This is a genomic window from Myxococcus sp. NMCA1 (assembly GCF_026810205.1).
In the GTDB taxonomy this organism is placed as follows: domain Bacteria; phylum Myxococcota; class Myxococcia; order Myxococcales; family Myxococcaceae; genus Myxococcus; species Myxococcus xanthus_A.
Genome location: NZ_CP113950.1, coordinates 2,334,141 through 2,355,132 on the forward strand (window position 1 = coordinate 2,334,141; position 20,992 = coordinate 2,355,132).

Consider the following 20,992-nt stretch of genomic DNA (forward strand, 5'->3'; position numbering starts at 1 on the left):
TTTCCTGCTCAGCGTTACGCATCATGGGCCGCGCCGTTGCCGCCGCCCGTCGACGCCGGCACCCGGCAGCGCAGCTCCGTCTCCGCCTCCAACGCCAGCAGGTTCTCCCGCATGGCCTTGGCCCAGCGCGCCCGGGGCTGCTCCATCAGCTTTTCGTTGGCCAGGTCGATGGACTCGCTCAGCTCGTCGTCGGAGAGCTCGGAGGCCGTCTTTCCCTTGTGGGGGCCGAACGCCACCACCACGGCGCTCGGCTTGGGGCGTGGCGCGGTCTCTGGACTGGCGGCGGGCTGGGCCTTGGCCACCGGCTCCCGCTGAGGGGCCGGGGCGGCGGGCCCCGCCTCCAGCGTGGACTCGCGGGGCTGCTTGGGCTGGAGCGGCACGTCGATGTCCAGCTGCGCCGCGGCGGCCTGGGACGCGCGCGGCTCCTGGGGCGCCAGTGGAGGGAAGGACGCCTTGAGGGGACCGGGCTTGGAGCCCAGCACCTCGTAGGGGCCGCTGCCGTGCTCGTCCGAGTGCGACTCGTAGTCCTCGGCGGGCATCTCCTCCCGCACATAGAGTCCACCGAAGGCCTCCGGGTACGCCTTGCGCAGGGCGGCCACGCGGGCGCACTTCTCAATCATGGTGGTGGGAATCTTGGACCACAGCGGCGTCTGCTGGACGTAGCCGCTGAAGTCCAACCACACCACCACGGGCAGCTTGTCCTCGCGCACCACGCGCGACCATGCACCCACCAGCGCGCCCTTGCGCTTGGCGGGGTTGAAGCGGTGCACCACCTCGCCTCGGCCCTGGTCCACGACGATGTCGTCCTCGGCGAACACCGCGCTCGCCTGGATGCCCTTGAAGTCCGGGAAGCGCTCGGCGCGCGCGAGCATTCCGGCCTCGGAGGGCTGGAACTCGTACTTCGTCACCCAGTTGGGCCGCTCGCGGTTGCCGGCATTCTGCCGGCGCGCCACGCAGAAGGCCTCCTTGAGGAGCGGGTCCAGGCCACTGCGCTTGCACTGCTCGATGAAGAGGGCGAACTCGTCCTCGCTGATGCCGCGAGGGCAGATGGTCCGCTTCACGAGCTCCACGCGCTCCCGCGTCCACCCGGCGTGCTGGCCACCCTGGCCGGCCGCCGTTCCTTCCGCCTTCTGTTGGGGGTTGGCTTCCATCTCTGTCTTCTCCTGCTACGTCCTGCGCGAAAAGGGCGGACGACCTCCGTCCGCCCGCATGGTTGCCGCGGGGTGCTCGGTGCTCTTGAGGTGACTGACCGCGAGCCGTCACACGCTCGCCGTCCCGCCAGGCTGGGACGAACAGCGTGCTACGGCCATGTTGAACATCGGAGTGGGGCGCTCGCTTCACATGCCTGTGTCACGCGCCGGGCCCGGCTGAAGAGCATGCGGACCAGCATCGACCCCGGAAATCACCGGAGACAGATCGCCACGGACAGGAATGAAGGGGGGCGCGAAAAAACGTTTTGACACAGCCAGCGGCGTTCTGTAGTTACCGCCGCCACCTGGACGCCGCGCAGGCGGCGGACCGGGGCAGTGCCGGGAGCGTAGCTCAATTGGCAGAGCAATGGACTCTTAATCCATAGGTTGTGGGTTCGATTCCCTCCGCTCTCACTGTGAGGCCCCTCCAGAAATGGAGGGGCCTTTTTGTTTTTCCGGCCCTCTGCCGTTCCGTGGACGTTTCACGGTAAGACGGTGCAGCGCACGACGACGCAACCCGGGCGGGTGGCGAAACTGGTAGACGCGCCAGACTTAGGATCTGGTACCGCAAGGTGTGAGGGTTCGAGTCCCTCCTCGCCCATTTCGCGTTGACCCGTTCGTGCCTATCCCCTAAAGGCGCACGTCCCACTTTTCCGGCACCGCCCGAAACGACTGATTGTCCGGCGGCGGTGGCGAGCGAGGCCCGCATGAAGGTCCAGGTCGAAGAGCTTTCTCCCATCGAGAAGAAGCTCTCCATCGAGGTCGACAATGCCCGCGTGGCGGAGGAGCTGTCCCGCGCGTACTCCAACCTGGGCCGCCAGGTGCGGCTGCCAGGGTTCCGTCAGGGCAAGGTGCCTCGTCGCATCCTGGAGCAGCGCTACCGCGACCAGGTGGAGGACGAGGTCATCCAGCGCGTGGTGCAGAGCGCGTACGTGGAGGCCATCCGCGAGCACAACGTGGAGGTCGTCGCCACGCCGCAGGTGACCAACTCCGGTCTCAAGCCCAACACCCCGTTCACCTTCGAGGCTCGCGTCGAGGTGAAGCCCAAGGTGGAGGCCAAGGACTACCAGGAGCTGCCGCTGACGAAGTCCGACACCGCCGTCACCGACGAGCAGGTGAACGAGCAGCTGGAGCGCATGCGCCAGTCGATGGCTCGGCTGGAGCCCGTCACCGACCGCGACACCGCCGCCTCCGGCGACTACGCCACCGTGGACTTCGACGCCACCGTGGACGGCCAGCCCTTCGCGGGCAGCAAGGCGGAGGGCATCACCGTGCAGGTGCAGCCCGGTGAGCTGGTGGAGTCCAAGATTGCCGCCCTGGAGGGCGTGAAGGTCGGCGAGTCCAAGGACATCGACTACGCCTTCCCGCAGGAGTACCAGGTGGAGGAGGTGCGCGGAAAGACGGCGCGCTTCCACATCACGCTCAAGGGCGTGCAGAAGGAAATCGTCCCCGAGCTGAACGACGACTTCGCCAAGCAGACGGGCGTCTCCCAGTCCATTGACGAGCTGCGCACCAAGCTCCGTGAGGACATGGAGAAGGCGCGCAAGTCCCAGGTGGAGGGCGAGGAGCGCGAGGCGCTGGTGAAGGCGCTGCTGGAGCGCAACACCTTCGACGTGCCCCGCGCCATGGTGGAGCGGGCCATGGACTCCATGCTGCGTGGTGCGCTGCAGCAGCTCCAGCGCTCCGGTGTGGACCCCCGCCAGCTGAACCTGGACTTCAACCGTCTGCGCGAGGACATGCGCGAGAAGGCCCTCCAGGAAGTGAAGGGCACGCTGCTCTTCGAGTCCATCGCTCAGAAGGAGGGCATCCAGGCCTCCGACGCGGATGTGGACGCCCGCATCGAGCAGCTCGCCAACGAGGCGGGCCAGCCGCTCGCCGTGGTGCAGAAGTACTTCAAGGGCGCCGACGAGCGGCTCGGGTTGTCTCTCCGACTCAGGGAGGAAAAGACGATTGAATTCCTGAGGAGCCGGGCGAAGTATTCGTAAGGTTCCCTCACCGAGGTCGACATGCCCTTCATGCCCGTTCCCTACGTCATCGAGCAGACCCACCGGGGTGAGCGCTCGTACGACATCTACAGCCGGCTCCTGAAGGACCGCATCGTGATGCTGGGCACGGAGATCGACGATGACGTGGCCAACGTCATCGTCGCCCAGCTGCTGTTCCTGGAGTCGGAAGACCCGGACAAGGACATCAACCTCTACATCAACTCGCCGGGTGGTTCGGTGACGGCGGGCCTCGCCATCTACGACACCATGCAGTACGTGAAGTGTCCGGTGTCCACCATCTGCGTCGGGCAGGCGGCCTCCATGGGGGCCGTCCTCCTGCTCGCCGGTGCCAAGGGCAAGCGTTACGCCCTGCCGTCCAGCCGCATCATGATTCACCAGCCCTTGGGCGGTGTGCGCGGTCAGGCAACGGACATTGAAATCCAGGCGAAGGAAATCCTCCGGATGAAGGCGAAGCTCAACGAGCTCATCGTCAAGCACACCGGACAGTCCATCGAGCGTGTCGAGAAGGACACGGACCGCGACTACTTCATGGGCGCGTCCGAGGCGAAGGCCTACGGCATCATCGATGAAATCCAGAACCCCCGGAAGGTCGTGGGACTGGGCAAGGAAGAGAAGAAGTAGGCGGATTGCCGAGGCTTCGGGGCCTCGGTCGGCAGCCGGAGCCGCGGGAATGCGCCCCCGCGACTCCGGCTTTCTGCTTTCTGCGTCATGGCACAGGCCCTGTTAAGTACCCGGAAGGCGCGTGGACGTTCCGGACGGGGGCTGACTAGATTGGTCCCGAGCCAGGAACGGGGTGGAGTTCGGGGTCGGGGGCCTTTCAGGCGCAGCGAGGGACGAAATGGCGGGCAAGAACGTGGAGAAGCGAGACAACCAGACCCTCTGCTGCTCCTTCTGTGGAAAGTCACAGAAGGAGGTCAAGAAGCTCATCGCGGGGCCGACGGTCTACATCTGCGACGAGTGCATCGGGCTGTGCAACGACATCATCGCGGAGGAGATCGACCGCGAGGAGACGAAGGACACCAAGCTGCGCATCCCCCGGCCCTCCGAAATCAAGGCGGTGCTGGACGAGTACGTGATTGGGCAGGAGCGGGCGAAGAAGACGCTCTCCGTCGCCGTGCACAACCACTACAAGCGCATCGAGTCCAAGGTCGCGATGGAGGACGTGGAGCTCCAGAAGAGCAACATCCTTCTCCTGGGGCCTACCGGTAGCGGCAAGACGCTGCTGGCGCAGACGCTGGCGCGCATCCTCAACGTGCCCTTCACCATCGCCGACGCGACGTGCCTCACCGAGGCCGGCTACGTGGGCGAGGACGTGGAGAACATCATCGTCAACCTGCTGCAGGCCGCCGACCACGACATCGAGCGGGCCCAGCGCGGCATCGTCTACATCGACGAAATCGACAAGATCGCGCGCAAGTCGGAGAACCCCTCCATCACCCGCGATGTCAGCGGCGAGGGCGTTCAGCAGGCGCTGCTCAAGCTCATCGAAGGCACGGTGGCCAATGTTCCGCCCAAGGGCGGCCGCAAGCACCCGCAGCAGGAGTTCCTGCAGGTGGACACCACCAACATCCTCTTCATCTGCGGCGGCGCCTTCGGCGGGCTGGACCAGGTGATTGAGCGGCGCATGGGCGGTCGCAGCCTGGGCTTTGGCGCGGAGGTGCAGTCCAAGAAGCAACGCAGCCTCACGGAGCTGCTCAAGCACGTGGAGCCGGAGGACCTGCTGAAGTTCGGCATGATTCCGGAGTTCATCGGCCGCCTGCCCATCATCACCGCGCTGGAGGAGCTGGATGAGGCCGCCCTCATCAACATCCTCAACCAGCCGAAGAACGCGCTCACCAAGCAGTACCGCAAGCTCTTCGAACTGGATGGCGTGACGCTGAAGTTCACCGACGGCGCCCTCAAGGCCATTGCCAACGAGGCCATCCGCCGCAAGGCGGGTGCCCGTGGCCTGCGCTCCATCCTGGAGTCGGCCATGCTGGACGTGATGTACGAAATCCCGTCCCGCAAGACGGCCCGAGAGGTGCTCATCTCCGAGGAAGTGATTCTCAAGAAGAGCGAGCCGGTGGTGCTGCACGCGCAGCCGGAGAAGGAAGCCGCGGAGCCGAAGAAGGAATCCGCATGACGCCTGGGCCCCTGTAGGGGCCCGGTGTTGTCTGGTTGACGGGGCGCGTCACGGAACCACCTGGTGTGGTCCGGGCGCGCCTCTTTCGTCAGGGGAGGGGCCGGGCTTGCGTTGGCCCCGCCACACTTTTTGTGGGACGGCCGGGGGCCTTTCTGTATGTGCTGGGCCCATGAGAAATCTGCTCGTTCCCGCCCTGATGTCGCTCGCGGCGTGTGCCTCCCAGAAGGAGGCTGCGCGTGATGAGCTGCCCGCGGCAGCCTCCGCGGCCCCCGTACCTGAGGAGTCTCCCCGCATGTCATACCCGGCGACCCGGGCGGAGCAGGTTGTCGACACGTTGCACGGCGTCCAGGTGGCGGATCCGTACCGTTGGCTCGAGGACGAGAAGGCCCCCGAGGTCCAGACGTGGATGACGGCGCAGAACGCGCACGCCCGCGAAGCGCTGGCGAAGTTCCCCGGCCGTGAGGCCCTGGCCGCGCGCTTCAAGGAGCTGTTCTACACCGACTCCGTCTCCACCCCGTCGCGCCGCAATGGGCGCTTCTTCTACGTCCGGACCCACAAGGACAAGGAGAAGGCCATCCTCTACTGGCGCCAGGGGGAGAGCGGGCAGGAGAAGGTGCTCCTGGACCCGAACGGCTGGAGCAAGGACGGCACCGTGTCCCTGGGGACGTGGGCCGTGTCCTGGGACGGCAAGAAGGTGGCCTTCGCCCAGAAGCCCAACGCCGCGGATGAGGCGGTGCTGCACGTCATCGACGTGGACTCCGGCGAGTGGTCCAAGGTGGACGTCATCGAGGGCGGCAAGTACGCCACGCCCAAGTGGACGCCCGACAGCAAGGGCTTCTATTACGAGTGGCTGCCCACGGACCCGTCCATCAAGGTGGACGAGCGCCCCGGCTACACCACCATCCGCTACCACGCGCTGGGCACGGACCCGTCGAAGGACACCGTGGTGCACGAGCGCACCGGCGACCCGACGACGTTCCTCCAGAGCGACCTGAGCCGCGACGGCAAGTACCTGTTCGTCTACATCCTCCGCGGCTGGAGCGAGAACGACGTCTACTGGAAGCGGCCGGGTGAGAAGGACTTCCGCCTGCTGGTGAAGGGCGCGGGCGCCAAGTACGAGGTGCACGCCTGGAAGGACCGCTTCTACGTCCTCACCGACGAGGGTGCCCCGCGCCAGCGCGTCTTCGAGGTGGATCCGGCGAAGCCGGCCCGCGCGTCGTGGAAGGAAATCGTCCCCGAGGACCCGTCCGCGTCCCTGCTGTCCGTCGGCATCGTCGGCGGGCACCTGTCGCTGGAGTACCTCAAGGACGCGACGTCCGAGGTGCGCGTGGCCACGCTGAAGGGCAAGCCGGTGCGCACGGTGCAGCTGCCGGGCGTGGGCGCGGCGTCCAACCTGATGGGCCTGGAGGACCTGGATGACGCCTACTACGTCTTCACGTCCTTCACCACGCCCCGTCAAATCTACAAGACGTCCGTCAGCACCGGGAAGTCTGAGCTCTGGGCCAAGGTGGACGTGCCCATGAACCCGGAGCAGTACCAGGTCGAGCAGGTCTTCTACGCGTCCAAGGACGGGACGAAGGTGCCCATGTTCGTGGTGCACCGCAAGGACCTGAAGCGTGACGGCAACGCGCCCACGCTGCTCTACGGCTACGGCGGCTTCAACGTGAACATGGAGGCCAACTTCCGCTCGAGCATCCTGCCCTGGCTGGACGCGGGCGGCGTGTACGCGGTGGCCAACCTGCGCGGCGGCGGCGAGTACGGCAAGGCCTGGCACGACGCCGGCCGCCTGGACAAGAAGCAGAACGTCTTCGACGACTTCCACGCGGCGGCCGAGTATCTGGTCCAGCAGAAGTACACGCAGCCCAAGCGGCTGGCCATCTACGGCGGCAGCAACGGCGGCCTGCTGGTGGGCGCGGCCATGACGCAGCGGCCGGAGCTGTACGGCGCGGTGGTGTGCGCGGTGCCCCTGCTGGACATGGTGCGCTACCACCTCTTCGGCAGCGGCCGGACCTGGATTCCGGAGTACGGCACGGCGGAGAAGCCCGAGGACTTCAAGACGCTGCACGCCTACTCGCCCTACCACCACGTGCGGCCGGACGTGCGCTACCCCGCGCTGCTGATGATGGCGGCGGACCACGACGACCGGGTGGACCCCATGCACGCCCGCAAGTTCGTGGCGGCGGTGCAGAACTCGCCCGGAAACCCGGCGACGGCCCTGCTGCGCATCGAGGCCAACGCGGGCCACGGTGGCGCGGATCAGGTGGCCAAGGCCATTGAGTCCAGCGTGGACCTGTATTCGTTCCTGTTCCACGTCCTGGAGGTCCAGGGGGCACAGGGTGGGGTGGCGGCGCAGGGCCGCTGACACCCCAAGCGGACGCCCGAGGGAGCTTCGGGTGTTCCCTTGATGGCACGACGCCGTTCCCCAATCTTGAGCCGGGGAACGGCGCCGCGAATCGCCGTGTTATAGAACTGCTGCATCCCGTACGAATGCTCGGCGAGCGAGCAGACGGGCAACTCTTCTAGGGGCCTGCAACTCCGAGGGCCCGCAGGTGGCGGATACATGTTCTTCGGACGTGACGACAAGAAGGAAGCCCAGAAGCGGGGTTTGACGGTCCCGCTCTTGCCCCTTCGGGACATCATCGTGTTCCCGCACATGGTGGTGCCGTTGTTCGTCGGCCGGGAGAAGTCCATCGCGGCATTGAAGGACGCGATGGCGCACAAGGGGCCGGACGACAAGGCCGTCATCCTGCTGGCTGCGCAGAAGAAGGCCAAGACGAACGACCCCACCCCCGACGACATCTTTCACTTCGGTACGCTGGGCCACGTCATCCAGCTCCTCCCGCTGCCCGACGGCACGGTGAAGGTGCTGGTGGAAGGCGTGCGCCGCGCCAAGGTGAAGAAGTTCCACCCCAACGACGCCTTCTTCATGGTCGAGGTGGAAGAGGTGGAGGAGCAGACGGAGAAGACGGTGGAGCTGGAGGCGCTCGTTCGCAGCGTCCACTCCGTCTTCGAGGCCTTCGTCAAACTCAACAAGCGCATCCCGCCTGAGATGCTGATGCAGGTGGCCAGCATCGACGACCCGGCGCGCCTGGCGGACACCATCGTCGCGCACCTCTCCCTGAAGCTGAACGACAAGCAGGCCCTGCTCGAGACGGAGTCCCCGGCCAAGCGCCTGGAGAAGCTCTACGAGCTGATGCAGGGTGAGATCGAGATTCTCCAGGTGGAGAAGAAGATCCGCACGCGCGTCAAGAAGCAGATGGAGAAGACCCAGAAGGAGTACTACCTGAATGAGCAGATGCAGGCCATTCAGAAGGAGCTGGGTGAGCGCGACGAGTTCAAGAACGAAATCCAGGAGATTGAAGAGAAGCTGAAGAACAAGCGGATGAGCAAGGAGGCCACGCTCAAGGTCAAGAAGGAGCTGAAGAAGCTCCGGATGATGAGCCCGATGAGCGCCGAGGCCACCGTCGTCCGCAACTACATCGACTGGATCATCAGCCTCCCCTGGTACGACGAGACGCAGGACCGTCTGGACGTCACCGAGGCGGAGACGGTGCTCAACGAGGACCACTACGGCTTGAAGAAGCCGAAGGAGCGCATCCTCGAGTACCTGGCCGTGCAGCAGCTGGTGAAGAAGCTCAAGGGCCCCGTGTTGTGCTTCGTCGGTCCTCCGGGCGTCGGCAAGACGTCGCTGGCGCGCTCCATCGCTCGGGCCACCGGCCGCAAGTTCGTGCGCCTGTCGCTGGGCGGCGTGCGTGACGAGGCGGAGATTCGCGGCCACCGGCGCACGTACATCGGCGCGATGCCGGGCAAGCTCATCCAGTCGCTGAAGAAGGCGGGCAGCAACAACCCCGTCTTCCTGCTCGACGAAATCGACAAGATGTCCACGGACTTCCGTGGCGACCCGAGCGCGGCGCTGCTGGAGGTGCTGGACCCCGAGCAGAACCACAACTTCAACGACCACTACCTGGACCTCGACTACGACCTGTCCAAGGTGATGTTCATCTGCACCGCGAACACGATGCACAACATCCCCGGTCCGCTGCAGGACCGCATGGAAGTGATTCGCATCGCGGGGTACACGGAGCCGGAGAAGCTCTCCATCGCCCGCCGATACCTCATCCCGAAGGAGCAGGAGGCCAACGGGCTGTCGGACCTCAAGGTGGACATCTCCGACCCGGCGCTGCGGACCATCATCCACCGCTACACGCGGGAGTCGGGCGTGCGCTCGCTCGAGCGTGAGATTGGCGGCGTGTTCCGCAAGATTGCCCGCGACGTGCTGAAGAACGGCAAGCGGGACATCGACGTGGACCGGAAGATGGCCATGAAGTTCCTGGGCACGCCCCGCTACCGCTACGGCATGGCGGAGGCCGAGGATCAGGTGGGCATCGTCACGGGCCTGGCGTGGACGGAGCTGGGCGGTGAAATCCTCACCACCGAGGCCACCATCATGCCGGGCAAGGGCAAGCTCATCATCACCGGCAAGCTGGGTGAGGTGATGCAGGAGTCCGCGCAGGCGGCCATGTCCTACGTGCGCAGCCGCGCCGAGCGCTTCGGCATCGACCGCAAGGTGTTCGAGAACTACGACATCCACGTCCACTTGCCGGAGGGTGCGATTCCGAAGGATGGGCCGTCCGCCGGTGTCACCATCTGCACCGCCCTGGTGAGCGCGCTCACCCGCGTGCTCATCCGCCGCGACGTGGCGATGACGGGCGAAATCACCCTGCGTGGACGGGTGCTCCCCATTGGCGGCCTGAAGGAGAAGACGCTGGCCGCGCACCGGGCGGGCATCAAGACGGTCCTCATCCCGAAGGCCAACAAGAAGGACCTGAAGGACATCCCGCTGAAGATTCGCAAGCAGCTGCGCATCGTCCCGGTGGAGTTCGTGGACGACGTGCTGCGCGAGGCGCTGGTGCTGGAGAAGCCGGAGGAGTTCGGCCGCAAGCCCGTCTCCGACGGTGGCAAGCTGGGTGCCGAGCTGCCCTCGTCGCCGGCCGTGGCTCCGGCCTAGCGGAGACAGACAGCATCCGGTGGGCCGCCGCGCCTGCCGGGCCGAGCTGAAGGGACGCCAGGACGCCGGACGACCAAGGTCGCCGGGTTCCTGGCTTCTCCTTTTCTGGCGCCTGGACCTTCGGGGTAGAAGGGGCCTTGGTGGCTCCGCGCGCTCGACTCCGGTGGTGGTGGTACCTGCTGGCCGTGTGGGCCGCGTCGTGTGGACCGTGTGGCTTCCAGCCAGAGCCCGGCGTGAAGGTGGTGGTGCCGGCCATGCCCACCACGCTGGATTGGAGTCACTCGGACCCGGACAGCTGGGCGAACTACCCGGTGATGCTGGCCACCCAGCGCGGGCTCACGCAACTGGGGCCGGACCATGCCGTGGAGCCGGGGCTGGCCGAGCGGTGGGAGCGCGTCACGGACGGGCAGGGGCGGGATGTCTATACGTTCCACCTGCGGCGGGACGTTCGCTGGTCGAATGGCGCACCGCTGGTGGCGCGTGACTTCGTCGTGGGCTGGCGGCGCGCGCTGCAGGGCCGCGAGCGCGGGGAGATGGCGGACCTGGAAGGGGCCTCCGAGGCGCTGGCGCTCCAGGAGCAGGGCGCGCCGGAGGCTGAGGTTCGCGCCGCGTTGGAGCGCGTGGGCGTGGAGGCCGTGGACGCGCACACGCTTCGGGTGACGCTGGCGCGGCCGCGCAGCTACTTCCTGGCGCGCGTGGCCAACGTGTACCTGTTCTATCCGGCGCCCTCGGCGGACCTGGAGGGGAAGTCGGACGAGGAGGTTCGGGACTACTTCGACCGTCCGCGCGATGGCCGGCCACTGGCGCTGGGGCCTTACCGCGTCGAGCGGTGGGACCGCGCGGGGGAGCGGGTGCGGCTGGTCCATAACCCGGCTTCGGCCTTTCCAGCGCCGATGGCAGAAGGGGAGACGCCCGTTCCGGTCATCACGCTGATGAAGTCGGAAATCGGCCCGGCGCTGTACGAGCGGGAGCGGGTGGACTTCGTCTTCGTGGACAGCGCCGCGGCGCTGCGCATCCACCGGCCGGACGACTTGCGCCGCGAGCCGTTGCTGTCCACGTACTTCCTGGCCTTCAACACGGAGAAGGCGCCGCTGGACAGGCCCGAGGTGCGGCGCGCGCTGTCCCGGGCGTTGGACCGCGAGGCGCTGCTGGCGGGGTTGCTGCCCGCGGCGCGGCCGTCTCATGTGTTGCTGCCGCCGGAGCTGCCGGGGGCCGCGACGACGGAGCAGGCCGCGCGGCTGCCGCACGATGCGCCGGAGCAGGCTCGGGCGGAGCTGGCGGGTGTGGCGGGGCTGGAGCGGCCGTTGCGGCTCGTCTACCGGTCAGGGGATGGATTCGTTCCCGAGGTGGCCATCGCGGAGCGGGTGGCCGCGCAGTTCGCGCGCGTGGGCGTGCGGGTGGTGCTGGAGGCGCGCTCGGATTTCTCGGCGGAGATTTCCCGGCGCTCTGCGCGGGGGCCTCGCACGTATGACTTGTACCTGAGGCGCCTGGGGGCGGATTACGCGCACCCGAATACGTTCTTCACGCTGTTCGAGCGTGAGGGCAATCACCAGACGGGGTGGGAGACGCAGTCGGGCGGCGAGCCCATGGCGCGCTTCGAGCGACTGCTGGAGGCAGGGGACGGCGCGCCGGACGAGGCGAGTGCCCACGCGTCATATGTCCAGGCGCAGGAGGTGTTGGTGGGGGAACAGGCGGTGATAGCGCCCCTGTACCATCCGGACCGTTACTACCGCGCGCGCGAGCGGCTGCGCGGACTGGACGTGGACCCCTTCAACTTCCTGGCGCTGCGCGCGCTTCGCTTGGGGCCGACGCTCGATACCTCCCGTGCGGGGGAGTCGCCGTGAGCGGCAGCGGAAGGAGTTGCAGGCTGCCTCTCGTATGCGCTTCGCGTGGGGCCCATGGCATCGCGCAGCGGCGTCACGCGAAATCGACTCGCGTCTGTCAGCGCATGCGGAGCTGTGTTGCTGGCGCTGGTCGTCGATGGGGAGGCGGGCCATGAGGGCCATCGCCCAGCGGCTGTTGCGGCAGGTGGTTCTGGTGCCCGTCGTGGCCGTGGCGTCGTACTTCCTCATGGCCTCGCTTCCGCTGACCACGGAGACGGACGCGAAGCGGCAGGTGTCGCGTGAGCTCGCGGCCTCGTACCGGAGGGATTTGGGCATCGGCGAGCCGCTGGGCTTCCTGCGCCCGTGGGAGAAGCTCTTTCGCGGCGAGCGCCTGGGCACGAGCGCCCAGGGCATCACCGGCGATGAGCTGCTGACGAAGCTGTCTGGCAGCGTAGGCGTGGGCTTGATGGCGCTGCCACTCGCGCTGACGTGGGCCCTGGGCTTTGCCTTGCTTCGGACACGGTGGAGGAAAGGCCAGTGGGCCGCGCTCGGTGACGTGGTGCCCGCTGTGGCCTTCGGAACACCCGTCTTCATCCCCGCGCTACTGCTCGCGCCTGGCGTGGTGGAGCGTGGGCATCTGCTGCCGGAATTGTGCGCGGCGCTGGTGACGTCCATCTGGCCCGGCATCTTCCTGGGCACGCTCGTGGGCGACTCGCTGGAGGCGGAGTTGTCGCGCGACTACGTGCGCACCGCGTTGGGCAAGGGCCTGTCCCGCGCTGCCGTGCTGCGCCGTCATGTTCTGCCCAACGTGTGGCCCGCGATGCTGGACGCCGTGGGGCCAGTGGCCACGTCGCTGCTTGCCGGTTCTTTCGCCGCGGAGCGCGTCCTGGGCCTGCCGTACTTCGGCCAGCTCTACGTCCTGGCCGTGCTCAACAAGCAGGTGGCCGTCGTCGTCGTCGCCACCACCACCTTCGCGACCCTCCTCGTCGTCGTGAGTCTTGCGGTGGAGGTGCTGCGCTACGCCGTGGACCCGCGCTCCCGGGAGGCCTCGGCATGAGCCGCGTTCCCGTGCGCGCCCGCGTTGGCCTGGCGCTCCTCGTGGGACTGGGCCTGCTCAGCCTCGTGGCGGGGCGGCTCTTCCCCGAGGCCCTGGCCAGCACCTGTCCGCTGGGCATGGACCCCACGCGCCCGGACCGCACCGTCTGCGAGCTCGCCTTCGGCGGACTCTGGGTCTCCCTCGCCGTGGGGCTCGCGGCGGGCGCGCTCTCCACCGCGATTGGCCTCACCGTGGCCGCCGTGGCGCGGCTGTCCGGCGGCGCGGTGGAGCAGACGTTGCTGCGCGCCGTGGACGCCGTCTTCGCCTTGCCGGACGTGCTGGTGGTGATGGTGCTCCAGCTCGCGGGGCAGTCGCTCTCCGACGCGGGAGCGGGCGGCGGCCTGGGCCCCTTCGGATTGATGGTCGTCTCGCTGGCCCTGGTGGGCTGGGCGGGGCCCGCGCGCATGTTCCGCAACCGACTGGCGACGCTCGAGTCCCAGGAGTACGTGGCCGCGTCCCGGGCGCTCGGCGGAGGCGGACTGCACTTGCTGCGCGTCCACCTGTGGCCCGCGCTGCGGCCCTTCGCGCTCGCGGTGTTCCTGTCGCGGCTCCCCGCCGCCATCCTCACCGAGTCCACCGTGAGCTTCTTCGGCATCGCCCGGATGGAGCCCATGTCCCTGGGCCGCTACCTGGGCACCAGCTACGCGGCCCTCATCTACGAGGGCGGCGGCCGGGTCGTGCTGCCCGCCTGGGCGCTGCTCGTGCTGCTGGTGCTCGGCGCCTCGCTCGCCTCCCAGGCGCTCTCCGGGGCACCTCGTCGGGCGTCCTGACGGGCACGGGACACGGGCGCCCGCCCTGGCGCGACGTGGAATTCCCAACGTTGGTGGAGGGGTTCTCCTCACACGGAAACCTTTTGCCCACATTGGTGCCATCATGTCCCTGACGCCCAGCGAAGAGCTTGCCACCTCCACCGAACTCGACACCCGCGAGCGCGAGGAGCGCACGGACTTGCTCAAGCTGGAGCCCGTGCGCGGCGCGGTGCTCGTCGTCGAGGATGACCCGTCCCACCGCGAAATCCTGGTGGAGTTGCTGGCGGGCTGGGGCTACGAGCCCCTGCCCGTGGGCAGCGCCGAGGAGGCCGAGTTCGCCGTGCGCAACAAGCGCATGGACGCCGCCGTCGTCGACGTCTTCCTGCCCGGCCGCAGCGGCGCCACGTTGATGTCGCGGCTGCGCGAGCGCTTCCCCCAGTCCGTCCTCATTGGCGTCAGCGCCATGAGCGACGCGGCCATGGCGCGCAAGTGCAAGGGCCTGGGCGCGGACCTCTTCATCGGCAAGCCCCTGGACCCGGAGCGGCTTGCCGAGGCCCTCCAGTCCAGGCACACGAGTTGGCATTGAGGCCCCCCTCTGGCCGGGGGCGCCGGGGCGGGTTCCGGTTGCGCCATCCGCGTGAACGGTTGATGCTCCTGGCGTGAAGAACCTCGCTCCCGGCTTGCTGCTGGCCATGCCCCAGCTCGGCGACCCGAATTTCTACCGCTCGGTCGTCTTGATGCTGGAGCACTCGGAGACGGGCTCCATGGGGCTCGTCATCAACCGGGGAGCGCCCCTGACGCTCGGTGAGCTGGCGCGCGGGCAGAGCCTGGGCATCGCCGCCGGGCGGAAGGAACATTCCGTCTACCTGGGCGGCCCGGTGGAGCCCCAGCGGGGCTTCGTCCTCCATGACGACACGGAGCAGCGGGAGAAGCATTCGGTGCTGCCCGGCCTGTTCCTGAGCGTGACGCTGGACGCGTTGGGCCCGCTGCTGACCAACCCGAACCCGCGCCTGCGCTTCTGCCTGGGGTATGCGGGCTGGGGGCCGCGCCAGTTGGAGAGCGAGATTGCCGCCGGCTCCTGGCTCTTCACCGAGGCCTCCGCGGAGGCGGTGCTCGGGCAGGAGCCGTCGAAGCTGTGGGACACGACGCTGCGAGGCATGGGGGTGGACCCCGCCATGCTGGTGATGGGAAGGGGAATGAACTGATGCTCGACGCCGAATTCATCCGGGCCCGCATCCTGGAGGCCCTGCCGGGCTCCGAGGTGGAGGTACGGGATTACACTGGGACGGGAGACCACTACGAGGCCCGGGTGGTGAGCCCTGACTTCGCTGGGAAAGCGATGGTGCAGCAGCACCAGCTCGTGTACGCGCCTCTCCAGCAGTGGCTGAAGAGCGGCGAGCTCCATGCGCTCGCGCTAAAGACCTATTCACCCGAGCAGTGGAAGAAGCTCGGGACTCGCTAGAAGGAGCGGTACCCATGACGCCCGAACTCAAGGCCCGGTTGGAGCAGGAGACCCGGTCGCACAAGATTGTGCTCTTCATGAAGGGCAATGCCCTCTTCCCCCAGTGCGGCTTCTCCGCGCGGGCGCTGCAGCTGCTGCAGCCCCTGGGTGAGGTCCACACGGTGGACGTGCTCGCGGATCCGGAGATTCGCCAGGGCATCAAGGACTTCACCAACTGGCCCACCATCCCCCAGATTTTCATCAACGGGCAGTTCGTCGGCGGCTCCGACATCCTCATGGAGCTGGCCGAGCGCGGTGAGCTGGCCGACCTGGTCGCGGGAAAGAGCCCGGCCTAGCGGAAGGGGCCTCGGGGCGTGACGGGCGAGGGGAGACCGATTCCCCTCGCTGCGGCTAGGATGGAAGGCCGCTGCCCCGAGGAACCGCCGTGGTCACCGCTACCCGTCACAACGCCCCTGAGAATCCGGACGAAGCCTCCGCCGAGGTGCCCAACGCGGGCCCCGCCGTCGAGGCGAACGTCCCCGTCGCAGAGCCCCCTGCCGCCGTCGCCCTGACGGACACCGTGTTGCCGGCCCAGGCGCCGGGCGTGGCGGTGGACCCGGACGACCTGGTCGACACGACGAAGACGCCCACCCTCATGGACAAGGTGCAGCAGTTCCGCGCCCGCCATGAGAAGTGGGAGATGGCCGCCTTCTTCTTCGGCGGCTTCATCTACGACGTCCTCACCATCAGCCGCATCGATGACACGCTGACGCTGGCGCAGAACTTCGGCTACCTGCTGGTCCTCACGGGACTGCTGCTGCTGGAGCAGCGCTACCCGGACGGCGTGGAGCCGCCGAAGTTCCTGCAGAAGGTCTGGCGCTGGCGTGAGGACGGCATCCACTTCCTCTTGGGGAGTCTGCTCAGCGCGTTCATGCTGCTGCTCTTCAAGAGCACGTCGGGCGCGCTGCCCTACCTGTTCGTGGTGGGCCTCTTCGCCCTGCTGGCGGCCAACGAGTTGCCCCTGTTCCGCAAGCTGGGCCCCGTCATGCGCATGGTGCTGCTCAGCCTGTGCGTGACGATGTACTTCGTCTGCCTGCTCCCGGTGGTGCTGGGGCGCATGGGCTTCTGGGTCTTCCTGCTGGCCGTCGCCGTGGGCTGCGCGAGCATCTACGGGGTGATGCGCCTCATCCGGCGCTGGCGGCCGGACAACCGGTACCTGCTTCGCAACGTGGCCATCCCCGGCTTCGGCGTGCAGGCCGCGCTGCTGGGGCTGTACCTGGTGGGCGTGATTCCGCCGCTTCCGGTGGCCGTGCAGTTCGCGGGCATCTACCACCAGGTGGAGCGGGTGAGCCCGGGCGTCTACCACCTGTCCTCGGTGGACTCCGGCGCCTGGTACAAGCCGTGGACGTGGGGCGGGCCGGACTTCCTGATGCAGCCGGGAGACAAGCCCTACTACTTCTTCCGCATCTTCGCGCCGAAGCACTTCCAGTCGTACAAGGTCCGCGTGCGCTGGTACTTCGACGACCCGCAGAAGGGCTGGACGACGTACGGCAACGGCTTCATGGCCACCGTCAGCAGCAACGGCACGGACGGCGGCTACCGTTTCTACGCGACGACGTCCAACCTGAAGCCCGGCAAGTGGCGCGTGGTGCTGGAGACGGAGGACGGGCACGAAATCCACCGTCTCAACTTCACCGCCGGCCCGGACGCGAACCCGCAGCCCCGCGTCTTCGACGTCGCGGTGTCCACGCTCAAGGACGTGAAGCCCCTGGCGCTGTCGGAGTGGCAGGAGCGGGCCGCGGCCGCGGCGGCGAAACCCGCCACCGCCGCGCCGAAGCCGAAGTAGCGCGCCTGGCCTACTTCTTCTTGCCCTTCCGGGCGGCCTTGTCCGCCGTCCAGAGTGACTTCATCCACGCCTCCACATCCTTCGCCTTGCGGGGGATGTCGGCGGAGAGGACCTTGCAGCCGCGCGCGGTGACGACGACGTCGTCCTCGATGCGCACGCCGATGCCGCGGTAGCGCTTGGGCACGGTGAGGTCGTCCATCTGGAAGTAGAGACCGGGCTCCACCGTCAGCACCATGCCGGCCTGGAGCTTCCCGTACTTGTAGGTCTCCTGCCGCGCCTGGGCGCAGTCGTGCACGTCCAGGCCCAGCATGTGGCTGACGTTGTGGAGCGAGTAGCGCTTGTAGAACTGGTGCTCGTCCTTGAGCGCCTCCTCGGCGTCCTCGAGGATGCCCAGGTGCTCCAGGCCATCCGCCAGCACGCGCATGGCCGCGCGGTTGGGCTCCATGAAGTCGTTGCCCGGCTTCACCTCGGCGAAGGCCGCGTCCTGGGCCTCCAGCACCAGTTCGTAGATTTCGCGCTGCTCCTTGGAGAACTTCCCGGAGATGGGCAGGGTGCGGGTGATGTCCGCGGTGTAGAGCGTCTGGCCCTCCACGCCCGCGTCCAGCAGCAGCAGGTCGCCAGGGACGAGCGGCCCGTCATTGTGGTGCCAGTGCAGGATGCACGCATGGGCGCCGGAGGCGGCGATGGTGCGGTAGCCCACGTCGTTGCCTTCCACGCGGGCTCGGAGGTTGAAGATGCCCTCCACGTAGCGCTCCGTCTTCGCCGTCTTCAGGCCGCGGATGACGTCCTCGAAGCCGCGCTGCGTGGAGTCGATGGACGTCTGGAGCTCGCGCAGCTCCTGCGCGTCCTTGAGCAGCCGCATCTCCGACAGCGCCTGGGCCAGCCCCTTGTCCTTGTCCTTCTCACCCGGCTCCGGCACGGCGCCGTCCACCTTGGGCGACAGGCCGCGCAGCAATCGCGTGGGGCGGCTCGCCGCGCCACTGAGGCCGGAGAGGAAGTCCGGCAGCTCGTTGAGGCCCCGGGCCTGGTCCACGCCGTAGCGGGCATGGCTCTCCTTCACGCCCAGGCGTGGGCCTTCCCACAGCTCACCCTTCACGCGGTCGGTGAAGAACGTGGCGTCGGTGCGGCCCGGGTTGGGCTCCACGAAGAGCACGTCGGTGTGGCCGCCCTTCTCCTTGGGCTGGAGGACGAGGACGCAGTCCGGCTCCAGGTTGCCGGTGAGGTAGTAGAAGTCGCTGCCCGGCCGGAAACGGAAGTTGGTGTCGTTGGCGCGCACCTTCTCGTGGCCGGTGGGGATGATGAGCGTCTCACCGGGGAACAGCTTGGAGAGCGCGCGGCGGCGGGCCTTGAAGGCGTCCGCCTGCTTGATTTTCGGGGGCAGCTTCTTCGAGCGCGGCTTCCACGACTTCATCATGAAGTCGAGCAGGGCCGGCGGCGGCACCGTGTCGTGCGTGGCGGGCTTCGCGGGCGCTGCCGCGGGAGCCTGCTCCTCGGAGGTGACAATCGGCTGTTGCTCGCCCAGGGCGGGCTGAGCGGCGGCGGAAGAACGGGTCGTGGCCATGGACAACTCTTCACCCGGCCACGGCGCGCCTTCAAGTCAGAGTTGTCGCGGGCGGTGCCGCAATGTCCTCCCGGAGAAGCGCCACCTGTCCCAGGAGGACGGGCACGGCCGTCTCCACGCGGAGAATGCGGGGCCCCAACGAAAACGGGTGGAAACCATGGGCTTCCAGGAGGTCGGCCTCGAAGGGCACCCAGCCGCCGTCCGGTCCAATGGCCAGTACGACGCGCTGGGCCAGACCCACGCCCAGCGCTCGGAGCGGCTGCCTCGCGGGAGGGTGGGGGAGCAGGCGGAGCGTCCGGGGGCCGAAGAAGGAGTCGAGCTCGTCTTCGACGAAGGGGCGGAAGCGCTCGCGGACCAGAACCTCTGGGAGGCGCGTGTCCCGGGCCTGCTCCAGTCCCTGGATGAGCAGCTCGTGGACGAAGGCGGGGTCCAGCACCTTGGAGTCGAAGTAGCTCTTCTCCACGCGCGCCGCGTTGACCAGGACGATGCGGTCCACGCCCAGCGAGGCCACGGCGGGCAGCACCTTCTTCAGCGCCTTGGGGCGGGGGATGGCTAGCAGCAGGTCGACGCCCGCGCGCGGGGGCGGAGGCTCGGTGAGGGCGACGCGCAGGTGCAGCACGCCCGCGCTGTTCTCCAGCACCTCGCCGGTGCCGGTGAGGCCTCCCAGGTGTCCCACGCGGAGGGACTCGCCGGGCTCGGCGCGCAGCACCTCGCGGGCGTGCTGGGCCCGCCGTCCGGTGAGGCGCGCGGTGCCGTCGGGCAGGAAGTCTTCGTCCAGGAGGAGCAGCAGATTCACCGGGCCTCTGTACTCCGTCGCCTGGAGGCTTGGGGAATCTTCAGCCCCGGGGAAGCCGGTCCCCGGGCACCCAGCCTGCCCGGCCCTCCCGTGGTGGGACTTGCCCCTGCTCGGAGCGTGCCGTAAAGGCGGTGGCCGTGCGTAACCTCTGCCTGCGTTGCCGCCGTCCCGAGAGCGCGTGTTATTGCGCGCAACTGCCGCCCCGGTTGGAGACTCGCACGCGCGTCGTGTTCCTCCAGCACCCGCGCGAGAGCCGCGTGGCCATTGGCACCGCGCGCATGGCCCACCTGTCGCTGAGCAACTCCGAGTTGCATGAGGGCGTGGACTTCACCGGCCACCGGCGAATCGAGGAACTGGCCGCGCAGCGGGACTCAGTCGCGGTGCTCTTCCCGGGCGAGGACGCCATCACGGTGGAGGAGGCGCGGCTGAATCCTCCCAAGACGCTCATCGTCGTGGACGGCACCTGGCCGCAGGCGAAGAAGGTCGTGTCGCGCAACCCGGTGCTGGCCGGGCTGCCGCGCATCGGCTTCGTGCCGCGCCGGCCCAGCAACTACCGCATTCGCGCGGAGCCCGCGGACCACTGCGTGTCCACCATCGAGGCCGTGGTGGAGATGCTGGGCATCCTGGAGGGGGACGCGGCGCGCTTCGACACGATGCTGCGGGCCTTCGAGTACATGGTGGATACGCAGTTGGAACGGCAGTCGGCGCGCACCTCGCCCAACCGGCGCCGCATCTACTTCGGGCCGTGGCGTCCACCGCTGGAGCTGCGCACGCTGGCGGAGCGCTTCGAGAAGCTCGTCGTCTTCTACGGCGAGGCGAATGCGCACCCCGCGGGCGACGAGGAGATTCCCACCGAGCTGGTGCACGCGGTGGCGTGCCGTCCGGCCACGGGCGAGCGCTTCGAGGCCATCATCGCGCCGGAGCAGCCCCTGGCCTACAGTACGCCGCTGCATGTGGAGTTGTCGGAGGACATCCTCCGCGCGGGCGAGCCCCGGGCCGAGGCGATGAAGCGCTTCGAGGCCTTCCTCCGTCCCGATGACGAGCTGGCGGTGTGGACCACGTTCGCGTTGGAGCTGCTGTGGGCGGGCGGCATCACCCGGCGTCCGGCGAGCAGCGTGCGCCTGGCCACCGCGCGCGCGCTGAAGGGCAAGGCGGGCGGCGTGGAGCAGGCGATGACGCTGTTGCAGGGGCCGGAGGTGCCGCAGTGGGCCCCGGGTCGCGCGGGCCGGCGCATCCGCGCGCTGGAGTCCGTGGTGCGCGAGCTGGTGGCTCGAGGCAACGCCACCGAGCCGCCCCAGAAGCTGCCTCGCACGGGTAGCTGAGTCCGAGGCCCGTAACCGTCCGCGCTGTGCGT

The 20,992-nt window shown here is 68.2% G+C and carries 17 protein-coding genes and 2 tRNA genes; 16 read left to right on the forward strand and 3 right to left on the reverse strand.

The window, feature by feature from the left end:
• Positions 1-14 precede the first annotated feature (14 nt).
• Positions 15-1,151: a phage recombination protein Bet gene (gene bet, locus OZ403_RS10070; protein ID WP_140797744.1), complete on the reverse strand. Its 1,137-nt coding sequence runs from the start codon at positions 1,149-1,151 to the stop codon at positions 15-17.
• Positions 1,152-1,531: 380 nt separating this feature from the next.
• On the opposite strand from bet, the gene OZ403_RS10075 reads away from it, so the two are divergent.
• The 15 genes from OZ403_RS10075 (at position 1,532) to OZ403_RS10145 (ending at position 17,281) form a co-directional block, all read left to right on the forward strand.
• Positions 1,532-1,604, forward strand: a tRNA-Lys gene (locus OZ403_RS10075).
• Between the two features lie 105 nt (positions 1,605-1,709).
• Positions 1,710-1,791: transfer RNA gene (locus OZ403_RS10080), tRNA-Leu, on the forward strand.
• A 106-nt stretch (positions 1,792-1,897) separates the two neighbouring features.
• Entirely contained in the window at positions 1,898-3,175 is a 1,278-nt protein-coding gene (gene tig, locus OZ403_RS10085; RefSeq protein ID WP_140789145.1) for a trigger factor, read from the forward strand.
• Between the two features lie 21 nt (positions 3,176-3,196).
• Entirely contained in the window at positions 3,197-3,817 is a 621-nt protein-coding gene (clpP, locus tag OZ403_RS10090) for an ATP-dependent Clp endopeptidase proteolytic subunit ClpP (RefSeq protein WP_011552098.1), read from the forward strand.
• Between the two features lie 217 nt (positions 3,818-4,034).
• Positions 4,035-5,318 (forward strand): ATP-dependent Clp protease ATP-binding subunit ClpX, encoded by a 1,284-nt coding sequence (gene clpX, locus OZ403_RS10095; protein ID WP_140789147.1) that lies wholly within the window; start codon positions 4,035-4,037, stop codon positions 5,316-5,318.
• Between the two features lie 196 nt (positions 5,319-5,514).
• Positions 5,515-7,680, forward strand: a complete 2,166-nt coding sequence (locus OZ403_RS10100) for a prolyl oligopeptidase family serine peptidase (RefSeq protein WP_140858256.1) — start codon at positions 5,515-5,517, stop codon at positions 7,678-7,680.
• Positions 7,681-7,878: 198 nt separating this feature from the next.
• Positions 7,879-10,326 carry an endopeptidase La gene (gene lon, locus OZ403_RS10105; RefSeq protein ID WP_140853568.1) on the forward strand — a complete coding sequence of 816 codons (2,448 nt, stop codon included), beginning with the start codon at positions 7,879-7,881 and terminating at the stop codon, positions 10,324-10,326.
• A 137-nt stretch (positions 10,327-10,463) separates the two neighbouring features.
• Complete coding sequence (locus OZ403_RS10110; RefSeq protein ID WP_140853569.1) at positions 10,464-12,170, forward strand: peptide ABC transporter substrate-binding protein; 1,707 nt, start codon at positions 10,464-10,466, stop codon at positions 12,168-12,170.
• A gap of 151 nt (positions 12,171-12,321) precedes the next feature.
• Positions 12,322-13,206 carry an ABC transporter permease subunit gene (locus OZ403_RS10115; RefSeq protein ID WP_140789153.1) on the forward strand — a complete coding sequence of 295 codons (885 nt, stop codon included), beginning with the start codon at positions 12,322-12,324 and terminating at the stop codon, positions 13,204-13,206.
• Positions 13,203-14,015: an ABC transporter permease subunit gene (locus tag OZ403_RS10120; protein ID WP_140789155.1), complete on the forward strand. Its 813-nt coding sequence runs from the start codon at positions 13,203-13,205 to the stop codon at positions 14,013-14,015. Before OZ403_RS10115 ends, OZ403_RS10120 begins: the two co-directional genes overlap by 4 nt.
• 103 nt (positions 14,016-14,118) lie before the next feature.
• On the forward strand, positions 14,119-14,580 hold the full coding sequence (locus OZ403_RS10125; protein WP_140789157.1) for a response regulator: 462 nt from the start codon (positions 14,119-14,121) through the stop codon (positions 14,578-14,580).
• A 73-nt stretch (positions 14,581-14,653) separates the two neighbouring features.
• The gene (locus OZ403_RS10130; RefSeq protein WP_140789160.1) at positions 14,654-15,199 is read left to right on the forward strand and encodes a YqgE/AlgH family protein; all 546 of its coding nucleotides are present in this window, start codon (positions 14,654-14,656) and stop codon (positions 15,197-15,199) included.
• Entirely contained in the window at positions 15,199-15,456 is a 258-nt protein-coding gene (locus OZ403_RS10135) for a BolA family protein (protein WP_011552107.1), read from the forward strand. The genes OZ403_RS10130 and OZ403_RS10135 overlap by 1 nt, the downstream gene beginning before the upstream one ends.
• A 14-nt stretch (positions 15,457-15,470) precedes the next feature.
• Positions 15,471-15,791, forward strand: coding sequence for a Grx4 family monothiol glutaredoxin (gene grxD / locus OZ403_RS10140; RefSeq protein WP_140789162.1), 321 nt, complete (start codon positions 15,471-15,473; stop codon positions 15,789-15,791).
• Between the two features lie 89 nt (positions 15,792-15,880).
• A complete protein-coding gene (locus OZ403_RS10145) occupies positions 15,881-17,281 on the forward strand; it encodes a DUF2914 domain-containing protein (protein WP_140789165.1) in 1,401 nt (466 codons plus the stop codon).
• 10 nt (positions 17,282-17,291) lie between these two features.
• Here OZ403_RS10145 and OZ403_RS10150 read toward each other — a convergent pair whose 3' ends face one another.
• Both OZ403_RS10150 and OZ403_RS10155 read right to left on the reverse strand, forming a co-directional pair.
• Positions 17,292-18,842: an aminopeptidase P family protein gene (locus OZ403_RS10150; protein ID WP_174258709.1), complete on the reverse strand. Its 1,551-nt coding sequence runs from the start codon at positions 18,840-18,842 to the stop codon at positions 17,292-17,294.
• A gap of 31 nt (positions 18,843-18,873) precedes the next feature.
• Positions 18,874-19,638, reverse strand: a complete 765-nt coding sequence (locus tag OZ403_RS10155; protein ID WP_268784052.1) for a 16S rRNA (uracil(1498)-N(3))-methyltransferase — start codon at positions 19,636-19,638, stop codon at positions 18,874-18,876.
• Positions 19,639-19,769: 131 nt separating this feature from the next.
• Here OZ403_RS10155 and OZ403_RS10160 point away from each other — a divergent pair, with 131 nt between their 5' ends.
• On the forward strand, positions 19,770-20,960 hold the full coding sequence (locus tag OZ403_RS10160; protein WP_140789170.1) for a tRNA-uridine aminocarboxypropyltransferase: 1,191 nt from the start codon (positions 19,770-19,772) through the stop codon (positions 20,958-20,960).
• Positions 20,961-20,992: the final 32 nt, after the last annotated feature.

Bases quoted from the DNA above. Each gene is read 5' to 3' on its own strand.
- bet (WP_140797744.1), bottom strand. From the start codon at position 1,151: ATGGAAGCCAACCCCCAACAGAAGGCGGAAGGAACGGCGGCCGGCCAG.
- tig (WP_140789145.1), top strand. From the start codon at position 1,898: ATGAAGGTCCAGGTCGAAGAGCTTTCTCCCATCGAGAAGAAGCTCTCC.
- clpP (WP_011552098.1), top strand. From the start codon at position 3,197: ATGCCCTTCATGCCCGTTCCCTACGTCATCGAGCAGACCCACCGGGGT.
- clpX (WP_140789147.1), top strand. From the start codon at position 4,035: ATGGCGGGCAAGAACGTGGAGAAGCGAGACAACCAGACCCTCTGCTGC.
- OZ403_RS10100 (WP_140858256.1), top strand. From the start codon at position 5,515: ATGTCGCTCGCGGCGTGTGCCTCCCAGAAGGAGGCTGCGCGTGATGAG.
- lon (WP_140853568.1), top strand. From the start codon at position 7,879: ATGTTCTTCGGACGTGACGACAAGAAGGAAGCCCAGAAGCGGGGTTTG.
- OZ403_RS10115 (WP_140789153.1), top strand. From the start codon at position 12,322: ATGAGGGCCATCGCCCAGCGGCTGTTGCGGCAGGTGGTTCTGGTGCCC.
- OZ403_RS10120 (WP_140789155.1), top strand. From the start codon at position 13,203: ATGAGCCGCGTTCCCGTGCGCGCCCGCGTTGGCCTGGCGCTCCTCGTG.
- OZ403_RS10125 (WP_140789157.1), top strand. From the start codon at position 14,119: ATGTCCCTGACGCCCAGCGAAGAGCTTGCCACCTCCACCGAACTCGAC.
- OZ403_RS10135 (WP_011552107.1), top strand. From the start codon at position 15,199: ATGCTCGACGCCGAATTCATCCGGGCCCGCATCCTGGAGGCCCTGCCG.
- grxD (WP_140789162.1), top strand. From the start codon at position 15,471: ATGACGCCCGAACTCAAGGCCCGGTTGGAGCAGGAGACCCGGTCGCAC.
- OZ403_RS10150 (WP_174258709.1), bottom strand. From the start codon at position 18,842: ATGGCCACGACCCGTTCTTCCGCCGCCGCTCAGCCCGCCCTGGGCGAG.